This is a genomic window from Pelomonas sp. CA6 (assembly GCF_022549225.1).
Taxonomy (GTDB): Bacteria; Pseudomonadota; Gammaproteobacteria; order Burkholderiales; family Burkholderiaceae_C; genus Roseateles.
This window is the reverse complement of the sequence record NZ_JAKZFD010000005.1, coordinates 301,090-314,443: the sequence shown is the minus strand read 5'-3', so window position 1 is coordinate 314,443 and position 13,354 is coordinate 301,090. Positions and strand designations below refer to the sequence as shown.

Annotated in this window: 9 protein-coding genes; 1 reads left to right on the top strand and 8 read right to left on the bottom strand. The window is 68.9% G+C overall.

Features of this window, described 5'->3' with window-relative positions:
- Positions 1 to 46: 46 nt before the first annotated feature.
- From LZ017_RS11105 to LZ017_RS11095, 3 genes are all read right to left on the bottom strand, one after another.
- Complete coding sequence (locus LZ017_RS11105; protein ID WP_241396884.1) at positions 47 to 2,377, bottom strand: Tex family protein; 2,331 nt, start codon at positions 2,375 to 2,377, stop codon at positions 47 to 49.
- 83 nt (positions 2,378 to 2,460) lie between these two features.
- Entirely contained in the window at positions 2,461 to 3,972 is a 1,512-nt protein-coding gene (locus LZ017_RS11100) for a class I adenylate-forming enzyme family protein (protein WP_241396883.1), read from the bottom strand.
- A 29-nt stretch (positions 3,973 to 4,001) separates the two neighbouring features.
- Positions 4,002 to 5,645 carry an acyl-CoA dehydrogenase family protein gene (locus LZ017_RS11095; protein ID WP_241396882.1) on the bottom strand — a complete coding sequence of 548 codons (1,644 nt, stop codon included), beginning with the start codon at positions 5,643 to 5,645 and terminating at the stop codon, positions 4,002 to 4,004.
- Positions 5,646 to 5,689: 44 nt separating this feature from the next.
- On the opposite strand from LZ017_RS11095, the gene LZ017_RS11090 reads away from it, so the two are divergent.
- A complete protein-coding gene (locus tag LZ017_RS11090) occupies positions 5,690 to 6,340 on the top strand; it encodes a TetR family transcriptional regulator (RefSeq protein WP_241396881.1) in 651 nt (216 codons plus the stop codon).
- On the opposite strand, the gene LZ017_RS11085 is transcribed toward LZ017_RS11090, so the two are convergent.
- The 5 genes from LZ017_RS11085 to LZ017_RS11065 all read right to left on the bottom strand — a co-directional run bounded on the left by LZ017_RS11085 (position 6,316) and on the right by LZ017_RS11065 (position 13,153).
- Positions 6,316 to 7,632 (bottom strand): TIGR03862 family flavoprotein, encoded by a 1,317-nt coding sequence (locus LZ017_RS11085; protein WP_241396880.1) that lies wholly within the window; start codon positions 7,630 to 7,632, stop codon positions 6,316 to 6,318. The two genes, LZ017_RS11090 and LZ017_RS11085, sit on opposite strands and share 25 nt — an antisense overlap.
- A gap of 68 nt (positions 7,633 to 7,700) precedes the next feature.
- Positions 7,701 to 8,597 (bottom strand): SDR family oxidoreductase, encoded by an 897-nt coding sequence (locus LZ017_RS11080; RefSeq protein WP_241396879.1) that lies wholly within the window; start codon positions 8,595 to 8,597, stop codon positions 7,701 to 7,703.
- A gap of 57 nt (positions 8,598 to 8,654) precedes the next feature.
- Entirely contained in the window at positions 8,655 to 9,101 is a 447-nt protein-coding gene (locus tag LZ017_RS11075; RefSeq protein WP_241396878.1) for a GNAT family N-acetyltransferase, read from the bottom strand.
- Between the two features lie 8 nt (positions 9,102 to 9,109).
- On the bottom strand, positions 9,110 to 10,129 hold the full coding sequence (locus tag LZ017_RS11070) for an NADP-dependent oxidoreductase (RefSeq protein WP_241396877.1): 1,020 nt from the start codon (positions 10,127 to 10,129) through the stop codon (positions 9,110 to 9,112).
- A gap of 186 nt (positions 10,130 to 10,315) precedes the next feature.
- Positions 10,316 to 13,153: a TonB-dependent siderophore receptor gene (locus tag LZ017_RS11065; protein ID WP_241396876.1), complete on the bottom strand. Its 2,838-nt coding sequence runs from the start codon at positions 13,151 to 13,153 to the stop codon at positions 10,316 to 10,318.
- Positions 13,154 to 13,354: the final 201 nt, after the last annotated feature.

Genomic DNA, 13,354 nt, shown 5'->3' with positions numbered 1-13,354 from the left:
GCGGCCCTGCGCGCGCAGGGCGCACAGAACCGGCCGCGGCGAGGTTTCAGCGCCGGTTTTGCAGCTTCGCGAAGGCGGCGGCCATCGCGCCGCCCGCGGGCGGCGCGGCGGGCGCCGAACGTCCGCGCTCCTGCCGCGAGGCCGGGCGGAAGCTGTTGTCGCCCTTGCCCGCGCCGCCGCGCGGCGCCTGCGCGTCCAGCTTCATCGTCAGCGAGATGCGCTTGCGCGCCAGATCCACTTCGAGCACCTTGACCTTGACGATGTCACCGGTCTTGACCACCTCGCGCGCGTCGTTGACGAATTTGTTCGACAACTGACTGACGTGGACCAGGCCATCCTGGTGCACGCCCAGATCGACGAAGGCGCCGAACTGCGCGACGTTGGACACCGTGCCTTCCAGCACCATGCCTTCCTTCAGGTCCTTGATGTCCTCGACGCCCTCGTTGAAGCGCGCCACCTTGAAGTCCGGACGCGGGTCGCGGCCGGGTTTTTCCAGCTCGGCGAGGATGTCGCCCACGGTGATGGCACCAAAGCGCTCGTCGGCAAAGGCCTCCGGCCGCAGCGCGCGGATGACGTCGGCCTTGCCCATCACCTCGGCCAGGGGGCGACCCAGGTGGTCCAGGATGCGTTGCACCACCGGATAGGTCTCCGGGTGCACACCGGACAGGTCCAGCGGGTTCTCGCCATCGCGGATGCGCAAAAAGCCCGCGGCCTGCTCGAAGGTCTTGGGGCCCAGGCCCGTGACGTCCAGCAGCTGCTGCCGGCTCTTGAAGGCCCCATGGGCGTCGCGCCAGCGCACGATGGCATTGGCCACGCTGCCCGACAGGCCGGAGACGCGCGCCAGCAGCGGCGCCGACGCGGTGTTCAGGTCCACGCCCACCGAGTTCACGCAGTCTTCCACCACCGCGTCCAGCGTACGCGCCAGCTCGCTCTGGTTGACGTCGTGCTGGTACTGGCCGACCCCAATGCTCTTGGGGTCGATCTTCACCAGCTCGGCGAGCGGGTCCTGCAGCCGGCGCGCGATGGAGACGGCACCGCGCAGCGACACATCCAGCTCGGGCAGTTCCTTGGAGGCGAACTCGGAGGCCGAGTACACCGACGCTCCCGCCTCACTGACCACGACCTTCTCGATCAGCGTGCCGGGGGCCAGGCTCTGGATGCGCTTGATGAGGTCGCCGGCCAGCTTGTCGGTCTCTCGGCTGGCGGTGCCGTTGCCGATCGCGATCAGGTTCACGCCATGGGTGGCGCACAGCCGGCCCAGGGTGTGGAGGGAACCCTCCCAGTCGCGCTTGGGCTCATGCGGGTAGACCGTCGCGGTGTCCAGCACGCGGCCGGTATCGCTGACCACGGCCACCTTGACGCCGGTGCGTATGCCGGGGTCCAGCCCCATCACCACGCGCTTGCCGGCCGGCGCGGCCAGCAGCAGGTCGCGCAGGTTCTCGGCGAAGACCCGGGTCGCCACCTTCTCGGCCTCTTCGCGCAGGCGCGAGAACAGGTCGCGCTCCAGGCTCAGCGAGAGCTTGACCTTCCAGGTCCAGGCGATGGTGCGGCGGATCAGCTCGTCCGCCGCGCGCTTGGCATGGCTCCAGCCCAGGTGGCGGGCGATGCGGCCTTCTGCCAGACCGGGCTGGCCCGGCACCAGCTCTTCGTCCAGCACCAGCTTGGCGTCCAGGAACTCCTGGGTGCGACCGCGGAACACCGCCAGCGCACGGTGCGAGGGCACGGTCTTGATGGCTTCCGAGTAATCGAAGTAGTCGCGGAACTTGGCGATGTCGGGATTGTTCTCGTCCTTGCCCTCCATCAGCTTGGACTGGAAGAGCCCTTCCTCCCACAGCCACTCGCGCAGCTTGCCGATCAGCTGCGCGTCCTCGGCCCAGCGCTCGGAGAGCAGGTCGCGCACGCCATCCAGCACGGCATGCGCGTCAGCAAAGCCGGCCTCCGCATTGACGAAGCCCGCGGCTTCGGCCAGCGGGTCCAGCGACGGGTCGGCGAACAGCCGGTCCGCCAGCGGCTCCAGCCCCGCCTCGCGGGCGATCATGCCCTTGGTGCGGCGCCGGGGCTTGTAGGGCAGGTAGAGGTCTTCCAGCTCCTGCTTGGTCGGCGCGGCCTCCACCGCGGCACGCAGCTCGGGGGTCAGCTTGCCCTGCTCCTCGATGCTCTTGAGCACCGCGGCACGGCGCTCTTCCAGCTCGCGCAGATAAGCCAGGCGCACTTCCAGCTCGCGCAGCTGGGTGTCGTCCAGACCGTCCGTGGCCTCCTTGCGGTAACGGGCGATGAAGGGCACGGTGGCGCCGCCGTCCAGCAGCTCGACCGCCGTCTGCACCTGGGCCGGGCGCACGCCCAGCTCCGCGGCAATCTGAAGAAGGATCTTGTCCAAGGTCGGGAGACCGCTAAAAACACGAAGCGGCGGAGTTTGCCATAGGGCGGGCCCGCCAGGCCCGCCAGGCCGGCTGGCCCTGCCTAAGGCCGGCGGCGCAGCAGAAACTTCTGCAGCTTGCCGGTCGGCGTGCGCGGCAGCGCGTCGGCGAAGACGAACTCGCGCGGAATCTTGTAGCGCGCCAGCCGCTCGGCCAGGAAGTCCTTCAGCGCCTGCTCGCTGAGCGATTCGCCGGGGCGGACCACGACATGGGCCACCACCGTCTCGCCCCATTCCGGGTGCGGGCGACCGACCACGGCCACATCGGCCAGCTGCGGATGCGTGGCCAGTTGGTCCTCCACCTCCTTGGAATAGACGTTCTCGCCGCCGGTGACGATCATGTCCTTGCTGCGGTCGACGATGAACAGATAGCCGTCCTCGTCACGGCGGGCCAGATCGCCGCTGCGGTACCAGCCACCATCGGCGAAGGCGTTGCGGGTGGCCTCGGGGTCGTCCAGATAGCCCTGCATCACGCTGCCGGCACGCAGCCAGATCTCGCCCGTCTCATCAGGCGCCGCGTCCCGCCCGTCGTCGCGCACCAGGCGCAGGTCCACGCCAGGCAAGGCGCTGCGGCCGATCGAGCCGGCCTTGGCAATCTGCTCCTCCGGATAAAGCGTGGTGCCCACCGGGCCGGTTTCGGTCATGCCATAGACCTGGAAGAAGCGCTCGCTGCGGTAGGCGCGCATCAGCTGGCGCGCCTGCTCCGCGCCGATCGGGCCGCCGCCATAGATCCAGGCGCGCACGCTGGAGAGGTCGAAGGCGGCGAAGTCCGCCACCCGCTGCAGCGGCGCGAAGTAGGACACCGGCGCGCCGAAGTACAGCGTGACGCGCTCGTCCTGCACCGCCTGCAGGAAGTGCTGCGGGTGGTATTCGCGCAGCAGCACGGCGGTGCCGCCCATGTACAGCGTGCCGAGCAGCCAGTTGTTCAGCGGCGACGAATGCCAGATGGGCATGGCCATCAACGTGCGCTCGGCGCGCGTGATGGACAGCGCCAGCGCCGCCGTGATGGCCGCCAGCAGCACCTGGCGGTGGCCCAGCATGCAGCCCTTGGGCAGGCCGGTGGTGCCCGAGGTGTAGAGCAGCTCGGCCAGCGCGTTCTCGTCGACCGGCGGCAAGGCCGGCGCCTGCTCCGGCGCCGCCGCGCACAAAGCGTCGAAATCACCCCAGCCCGCCACCGCGCCCTCGGTGGACAGCATGGGGCACAGCGCCGCCAGCGGCTGCAGCTGCGGCGCCAGTGCCGCGTCGGCCAGGCACAGGCGCGCGCCGCTGTGGCGGAGCTGATGGCGCAGCTCGGGCGTCTGCAGCTTGTGGTTGACCGGCACCACGGCCGCGCCCAGGCGCCAGGCGCCCAGCAGTGCGATCAGAAAGCCCGGCGTGTTGAAGCACACCAGGGCCAGCCGGTCGCCAGGCCCCAGCCCCTGCGCGGCGAGCACCCGCGCGGCGCGGTAGGACGCGGCCTGCAGCTGCGCGTAGCTGATCGAGCGCCCCTGGACGCGCAGGCAGGGATGGTCGGGCGTCTTGCGCGCATTGCCATCGAACACCGAAAGAAAGTCCATCTGTCCTGTCTCCTCGTGCGTGCCGCCGCTCAGGCCGGGAAGGCGCGCTGCAGCAGGTCTTCCACCGGCAGCCCGACCGCCTGCAGCCCGCCATAGACATGGCCCCAGCGCGCATCCAGCCGGCTGGCCGCGAAGGCGTCGGCGACAAAACCCGGCGCATGGCGGCGCAGCAGCGCGGCCTGGGCCAGCAGCACCAGGCGTTCGGCGACGCGGCGGCCCTGGGCCTCCAGCTGCGCGGGCGGCTGGGCCAGCATCTCGCGCAGCCCCTGCAGCTCGGCGCGCGGGCCGCCGTCCAGAGAGGCGCCCAGCTCGTCCAGCAGGCCGAAGAAGGCCTGCGGTTCGCGCGCCACCGCGCGCATCAGGTCCAGGCACATCACGTTGCCCGACCCTTCCCAGATGGAGTTCACCGGCGCCTCGCGGTAGAGCCGTGCCAGGAGGCCGTCGTCCATGTAGCCATTGCCGCCCAGCACCTCCATCGCCTCGCCGCAGAACTCGATGGCGCGCTTGCAGACCCAGAACTTGGCGGCCGGCGTCATGAGGCGCATCCACGCGCGCTCCGCGGGCAGGTGCTGGCGCTCGAAGGCCTGCGCCAGGCGCATGGACAGGCGCAGCGCGGCCTCGCTCTCCAGCGCCAGATCGGCCAGCACGGCGCGCATCAGCGGCAGGTCCGCCAGGCGCTGTCCAAAGGCGCGCCGGTGGCGCGTGGCATGCAGCGCCTGCACCAGGGCCTGACGCATCAGCGCCGCGCTGCCCACCACGCAGTTCAGCCGCGTGTAGGTGGCCATCTCGATGATGGTTGGGATGCCGCGCCCCTCCTCGCCCATCAGCACGCCCCAGGCGTCCTGGAACTCGACCTCGGCGCTGGCATTGCTGCGGTTGCCCAGCTTGTGCTTGAGGCGCTGCAGGCGCACCGCGTTGCGCGTGCCGTCGGGCCGCCAGCGCGGCACGAAGAAGCAGCCGGGCGCGCCATCCGGCGTCTTGGCCACCACCAGGTGGGCATCGCACATCGGCGCGGACACGAACCACTTGTGGCCGCGCAGCAGGTACTCGCCGCCGCGCCCCCCCGCGCCCAGCGGCAGCGCCTGCGTGGTGTTGGCGCGCACATCCGAGCCCCCCTGCTTCTCGGTCATGCCCATGCCCACCCAGAGGCCGCGCTTGTCCTGCAGCGGCAGGTCGCGCTCGTCATACTCGCGGCTCAGCAACCGGCTCCCATGCTGTTCCCACAGCGCGGCCTCCTTGCGCAGCAGCGGGATGCTGGCCTGGGTCATGGTCGCCGGACACAGCGTGCCGGACTCCACCTGGCCATGCAGGTAGAAGCCGGCGGCCCAGGCGCTCCAGCGCCCCGGTGCCTCGTCGCGGAAAGGCATGGCGACCAGGTCCTGGCGGCGCAGCATCGTCATCAGGCGGTGCCAGGCCGGATGGAAATCCACCCGGTCGATGCGCCGCCCGCGCTTGTCGTGCGTCTGCAGCTCGGGGGTATGGCTGTTGGCCTGCTCCGCCAGCGCATAGGATTCGGGCTGGCCCAGTTCCGCGGCATAGTCCGAGAGCTGCGGCACGAACGCCTGGGCGCCGGCCTGGTCCAGGGCCTCCGCCAACGCGGGGTCGGTGTTCAGCAGGTGGTAGTGATCCAGTTCGTCGACCTGGTTGCTCACCTCGTGGGTCTGCCAGTCCATGGCGGTCTCCTCGTGTGCATGGGTAGGCAAAAAGTCTAGGAAAAATGTCCTCCGACCATGTTCGGGTTTCGTCGCGCGCCAAGTCGGCCGCGGCCACGCGCCGCAGACCGCGCCAGTCGCGGGCACAGGCCAGTTCGCTGGCGCTGCAGCAGGCCTTTGTTCGGGTTTTGCTGGAACGCGGATCGCTGTCCGCGGTGACGGTGCGCGAGGTCGCGGCGGTCGCCGGCGTGGGCGTGGGGACTTTTTACGAGTACGTCGCCAACATGAAGGCGCTGGCGGCGCTCACCATCCACCTGCGCGTCAAGGCGCTGGGCCAGGGGCTGGCGCAAACCATCGCCGCTCATGCCGGGCAGCCGCTGGACGAGCGCGTCACCGCGATGCTGGACCATCAGATCCAGGCCGTGATGGACGACGCGCCGGCCTGGGCCGCGCTGTTCCGCCTGGAGCGCGAGGTGTCCAGCCCCGAGGCCTACAACAAGCACTACGAGGACTTCGTGGCGCTGTGGGCGAGCGCGCTGCTCCCGGCGCTGGCGAACCCCTTGCGTCGCGCCGCGGTGGCCCGCATGGCGCACTGCTTGGTCTATGGCGCCGTCACGCAGGCGCTGCTGACGCAAGGCCCGGGGCTGGACCGCGCGGCCTTGCGCGCCGAGCTGCGGCGCGCGCTCCAGGCCTATCTGGACGCGGCGCTGGACTGAGCGGCCGCGAGCCAGCGCGCCGCGCCCTCACCCGCCACCCAGCCGCTGGCCATGCTGGCGGTGAGCAGATAGCCCCCGGTCGGTGCCTCCCAGTCCAGCATCTCGCCAGCCGCGAAGACGCCGGGCAGCGAGCGCAGCATCAGTGCCTCGTCCAACCCCTCCAGGCGCAGGCCGCCGGCGGTGCTGATCGCCTCGGCCACCGGCCGCGCCGCGGTCAGGCGCAGCGGCAGGTGCTTGATGGTGCGCGCCAGCTGCGCGGTGTCGGCATGGGCCTCCTTGGACAGCACCTCGTGCAGCAGCGCCGCCTTCAGCCCCTCCAGGCCCAGGCGGCTCTTCAGGTGCGAGCCCATGGAGCGCGAGCCGCGCGGATGCGCCACCTCGCGCGCCACCCAGTCGGCATCGCGCGCCGGCAGCAGGTCCAGGTGGACCACGGCCTCGCCGCGGGCGGCGATGGTGTCGCGGATCAGATGCGCGGCCGCATAGACCAGCGAACCTTCGATGCCGGTGGCCGTGATCACGAATTCGCCCTGGCGCGCGAAGTCCTCGCCTTGCGGCCCCGTCACCCGAAGCACCACCGGCTTGACCGGCTGGCCCGCGAAACGTTCGACAAAGAACGGACTCCAGCCGGCGCCCTCCACCCCGTCACGGCGCGCCCCCAGGTCGAAGCCGCAGTTGGCGGCGCGCAGCGGGGCCACGGCCTGGTCACGCGCCTGCAGCAGCGGCACCCAGGCGCCGTCCGAGCCCAGGCGCGGCCACGAGGCCCCACCCAGCGCCAGCACGACGACGCCGGCATGGACGCGGCGCTCGCCGTCCGGGGTCAGGAAGCGCAGCGCGGCGGGCTGCGGCGGTGCCCCGCCCTCATCCTGGCCGGCCCAACCCAGCCAACGGTGGCGCATGTGCAGCCGCACACCCGACGCGCGCAGCCGGTGCAGCCAGGCGCGCAGCAGCGGCGCGGCCTTCATGTCGGTCGGAAAGACGCGGCCCGAGCTGCCGACAAAGGTGTCTATGCCCAGCGCCGCCGCCCAGGCGCGCAACGCCGGTCCGTCGAAGCGGTCCAGCCAGCGCCCCACGGCGTCGGCGCGCTCGTGATAGCGGCTGTCGAAGCGCGGCCGCGCCTCGGAGTGCGTCAGGTTGAGCCCGCCCTTGCCCGCGAGCAGGAACTTGCGCCCCACCGAGGCCATCGCGTCAAACAAGTCCACCTGCAGCCCGGCCGCGGCCAGCCGCTCGGCCGCCATCAGGCCGGCGGGGCCGCCGCCAATCACGACGGCTTGCAGGGTTTCGGTGGCACTCATGGCGGATGGCGGAACAGCGGCAGGGGCCGGCAGTGTGCCAGATCCCTCGCGCCGTCCGCCCACGCGACTCAGCGCTGGCGCAGTGCCGCCTTCAGCGACGCGCCGATCTCGGGTTTGTCCTTGAATGGATCGGTGGGATTGCGCAGCTGCATCACGTCCTCCAGCCGCGTCTGCACGCCGGCCAGGGCCTGCGGATGGCTGAAGATGTAGAAGCGCTGTTGGTCCATCGCCTCAAAGACCATCGCCGCCACATCGGCCGCGCTGACCTTGCCGGAGGTCACCGCCTTGTCGATGCTGGCCTGCGAGATCAGCTGGCTCTTGCTGGGCTTGCCGGCGGCGAACTCGCCAGGCCTGTTGCGATGGCTTTGCGAAATGCCGGTGGGCACGAAATAGGGGCACAGCACCGAGCAGTGCAGCTGATCGCTGACCAGGGACAGGTCTTGATAAAGGGTTTCGCTCAGCGACACCACCGCGTGCTTGGACACGTTGTACACGCCCATGTTGGGCGGGTTCAGCATGCCGGCCATCGACGCGGTGTTGACGATGTGGCCCTCCCAGGCCGGATCGGCCTCGGCGGCGGCCAGCATCATGGGCGTGAACAGGCGCACGCCGTGGACCACGCCCATCAGGTTGACGCCCAGCACCCACTCCCAATCGGCCAGGCTGTTCTCCCAGATCAGCCCACCGGAACCGACGCCGGCGTTGTTGAAGACGAAGTGCGGGGCACCAAAGCGTTCCTGCACCGCCGCAGCCAGCGCCTCCATCGACTCGGCCTTGGCGACGTCCACGCGGCGCACCAGCAGCTCATGGCCGGCGAACTCGGCCGCGGCCTTCTGCAGCGCATCGTCCTGCACGTCCACCAGCACCAGCTTCATGCCGCGCCGCGCGGCGATGCGCGCCACCTCCAGGCCGAAGCCCGAGCCGGCACCGGTGATCACCGCGACCTTGCCTTGATAGTTCTTCATCGAGTTTCTCCTCTTGTCGTCGGGCCAGCGCACTCCCCGCGCCGGCCGGCTTGGGGTTCAGGCCGCCGGGCGCCGCATGTCGATGTGCGGAATGCCGTCCTCGTCGTAGACCTCGGAGATGGCAGCGAAGCCCAGCGCCGCGTAGAAATGCTGCAAATGGGCCTGGGCGCTCAGCGTGACGGCCTCGCCCGGCCACAGGCGCGCGCAGTCCCGCAGCGCCTGGTGCATCAGCGCACGGCCCTGGCCAGCGCCGCGCGCCCAGGGGGCGGTCAGCACACGGCCGATCTTGGGGCCGACGCGCGCATCGCGGTAGAGACGCGCATAGGCGGCCAACCGGCCCTGCGCGTCGCGGCCGCGCAGATGCCAGGCCTCGGGGTCGGTGTCATCGGGGTCCTGGTAAATGCAGCGCTGCTCGCTCACAAAAACCATCGCGCGCAACTTCAGCAGCTCGAAGACCTCCAGCGACCCCAGGCCCTCCAGGCGTTCGCAAGACCAGCTCAGCACGGCCACGTTCAGATCAGCTTGACCAGCTGCTTGCCGAAGTTCCGGCCCTTAAGCAGGCCCAGGAAGGCCTCGGGCGCGTTCTCCAGCCCCTGGGCCACGCTCTCGCGGTACTTGAGCCGGCCGGTGGCCACCAGCGTGCCCAGCTCCTTCAGCGCCTCGGGCCACAACTCCATGTGCTCGGAAACGATGAAGCCTTCGATCTTCATGCGGTTCACCAGGATGAGTTGCGGCGCGGCCATGGGGATGGGTTCGCCGTTGTAGCCGGCGATCATGCCGCACATCGCGACGCGGCTGAAGGCATTGGCACGCAGCATCACCGCGTCGAGGATCATGCCGCCAACGTTCTCGAAATAGCCATCCACCCCCTCCGGGCAGGCGGTCTTCAGCGCGCCGGACAGCGACTTCAGGTCGCGGTGTTCCTTGTAGTCGATGCAGGCATCAAAGCCCAGCTCGTCGACCACGTAGCGGCATTTGTCGGCGCCGCCCGCAATGCCCACCACGCGCGCGCCGCGCACCTTGGCCAGCTGACCCACCGCGCCACCGACGGCGCCGCTGGCGGCGCTGACCACCACGGTCTCGCCGGCCTTGGGCGCGATGATCTTCACCAGCCCGTACCAGGCGGTCACGCCGGGCATGCCCACCGCGCCCAGGTAGGCCGATAGCGGCACATGGGTGGTGTCCACTTTTTGCAGCACGCCACGCTGGCTGGCGTCCACGAGCTGGTATTCCTGCCAGCCCCCCATGCCCACGACCTTGTCGCCGACCTGAAAGTGCTCGTTGCGCGAGGCCACGACCTCACCCACCGTGCCGCCGATCATCACCTCGTTCAGCGGCTGGGGCTGCGCGTAGCTCTTGCCCTCGTTCATGCGGCCGCGCATGTAGGGATCCAGGCTCAGGTAGTGGTTGCGCACCAGCACCTGGCCGGGACCGGGCTCGGACAAGGGCGCCTCGACGAGCTTGAAGTTGTCCGCACCGGGTTCGCCACTGGGGCGGGAGGCGAGAAGGATCTGACGATTTACAGCAGTCATCGCTGGGGTCTCCTGAAGCTAGAGGCTGGCGTCGCGATTGAACCATGGCCACCTTGGCCCTGGCGTCGCTCGGGTGACAAAAAAGAACGATCGTTCGATTTCAAACCATGCGACGCCACCCTCGTGCGTCGCCCAATGAAAAAGGCCGCGCCCGAGGCGCGGCCTTGTCTGCTCAAGCGCTTCCGATCAGAAGAACTTGTAGCTCAGGCGACCGTAGAACTGGCGGCCGATCGGGTTGGTGTACTTGGGGTCGTAGCCGACCTGGAAGTACAGCGAGTTGCGCGAGGACGGCGGCTCCTGGTCGGTCAGGTTCTTCACGCCGAAGTTCAGCGTCAGCGCCTTGGTCGGACGCACGGTCAGCTGGGTGTCCCAGGTCGAATAGTTGCCCACCTTGCGGACCAGCGGATAGCTCGCGCCCACGGCCGTCGGATCGGTGTAGTCCTCGTAGCCCTTGGTGAAGTTGTTGGTCAGCGAGACGTCGAACATCGAGCGGCTGTAGATCATGGTCAGCGCATGGCGCCAGCGCGGCACGGCCCCGAAGTCCTTGAACTTGCCCAGGTCCGAGGTCTTGTCCAGGCCGGTGTACTGATAGCCATGGGTCAGGAACAGCGAACCGTCGAAGTTGAAGCCCACGGTGCCGATCTCCGCCAGTTTGAGGCGGTAGGACGCGCTGAAGTCCAGGCCGGACGCATAGGTCTTGCCCGTGTTTTCGTAGGGCAGATAGACATAGGCGATCGGGAAGTCCTTGTTCTGGCTGCCCGCGATCGGCTGGTTGAAGCCGCCCGGCTCGTTGTCACCCTTGCTCGGATCGAAGCGGTAGATGTAGTTCTTGTAGCGATTCGGATCGCTCAGAACCTGGATCTCCGACTTCGGCACGATGGGGTCCTTGATGTCGACGTTCCAGTAGTCGAGGCCCAGGGTCATGTCGGTGATCGGCGAGAACACCACGCCCAGCGAGTACTGCTTGGACTTCTCCGGCTTCAGATTGCGGTCACCCGACAGGCCCGAAGCCAGTTGCACCTGGCACTCGTCGACAACGTCATTCACCGGGTTGATGGTGTCGGTGATGGGCACGCCGCCCGGGCAGCGGATGGGATCGCTCCAGTTGGCCGCAGTGTTGTTGGAGGTGGTCAGCGGACGCAGGTTTTCATACAGCGTCGGCGCGCGGTAGCCCTTGGCCACCGAGCCACGCAGCACCAGGTCCTTGGTCGGCTGATAGCGCAGGCTGGCCTTGGGGCTGAAGGCGCTGAAGCTGGTGCCGAAGTCGTTCTTGTAGTTGTCGTAGCGGGCCGCCAGGTTCAACTCCAGGTTCTTGATCAGCGGCACCACGGCCTCGCCGAACACGCCGTAGACCTTGCGGCCGCTGGTCACCGTGGGAACGGCGCCGTTGCCGCCCACTTCATCGCCGGACTCCAGCACCGGGTCGGAAACCTGGTCCAGCTTCTCCTTGCGGATGTTGGCGCCCAGCGCGATCGCCACGGCGCCGGCGGGCAATTCCCAGACTTCGCGCGAGATCTTGAAGTCGAACTCGGTGGACTGCGACACGGCGGCCTGCTGGCGCTGGCCGGTCAGCAGCGCGGAGTTCAGCAGCGCCTGGCTCTTGGCGTCCTGCGGGCCGAAGATGTTGATCTCGCCGGACACGAGCAGCGGCTGCAGCTTGGCATAGCTGAACTTGCCGGGGCCGAAGAAGATCTCGCCCTTGTTCTTCGAATAGGTGATCGCGGTGTCGTAGTCCCAGCCGGCCAGCATGCCCTTGGCGCCCAGCATGTAGCGCTGGGTCTGGGTCTCGGTGATGTCCGAGCGGCCGCCGCCGGCCACCGTGCGCCAGTTGCCGCGGATCGGGCCGGTGGGCGTGACCGCCATGTCGGAGGCCAGCACCGTGTCGGCCGCCAGCACACTGCCGTCCGGCATGACATAGCCCTTGGGCAGGGTCATGCCCTTGGGCAGCGTGATGCTCTTGGGATAGAAGCGGCCCGTCACCGGATAGGGCGCGACCTTGGTGGGATCGGTGTAGGGTGCCGGCGAGTAGTAGGACTGCTGGCGGTCCCGGTTGAGCATGCCCTCGAAGATCAGCTGGTTGTCCGCATTGAGCTGCAGCACCGCGCGGCCGGTGGCATTGGTGCGCTGCTGCTCGGGCACCAGGTCGATGAACTTGACATAGTCGGTGCCGCACTGCGTGGGGCTGGCCGGGAAGCCATAGGTCGTCAGGCCAAACTCGGGGCCCTGGCAACCGTTGTAGCGCAGCGGGTTGATGCCGGTGTACTTGTTGCCCAGCGTGTCGGTGAAGTTCAGGTTGGGGATGCCGTTGCGCGGCGAGGACTTGTTGATGCCCAGGTCCGGACGCACGGCCGTGGCGGCGAAGCTGCGCTGCGTGGCCTTCAGCGGCTCGACCTGCTCGCGCCCGGCCGTCACCATGACGTTGAAGCGGTCGCGGCCCAGGTCGCCGAAGCCGGCCACCGCGCTGAGGTTGCTGACATTGCCGCCGCCGTGGTCGGACTTGTATTCGGCCCAGCTGACTTCCGCGCCCTGGTAGTCGCGGCGCAGGATGAAGTTGATCACGCCGGCCACGGCGTCGGCGCCGTAGGTGGACGAGGCACCGTCACGCACCACCTCGACTCGCTCCACCGCCGACAGCGGGATGGAGTTGAGGTCCACCGGGTTGTTGCCGAACGCGAAGTTCGCGATGCGGCGACCGTTCAGCAGCACCAGCGTGTACTTCTCGCCCAGCGCGCGCAGGTTGGCCGTCGAAGCACCGCCGGTGACTCCGACGTTGTTGGACACCACCCCGCCGCCGAAGCTTGAGGGCAGCAGCCCCACAAGGTCCTGCACCGTGGTGGCCCCGGTGCGGGAAATTTCCTCCCGGGTAAGAGTCGAGATCGGCAGCGCGCTCTCGGCAGCCACGCGCTTGATCGACGAGCCTGTGACTTCCACGCGTTCCAACTGCTGCTGCGCAATTGCCGGCAGCATCGGAATAGTGCCCAGCGCCAGCAGGAAGCCCTGGCCAGGCCGTGTTTTTCTGAGCATGGGGAACTTCCTCTCTCTAAGAAGGTGAGCGGATCGCATGTATTTCTTGCAACGGCGAGCCAAGCCCGCCGCAGCCCAAGGCCACAGTCCCGCAGTCCCGCAGTCCCGCAATCGCGCGCAGGCAAGCGTCATGCCCATGCGAAACAAACACGTCCGATCTCCCCGGGGGAGTCCTGCGCCATGGAGGCGGAAGCGATGCCC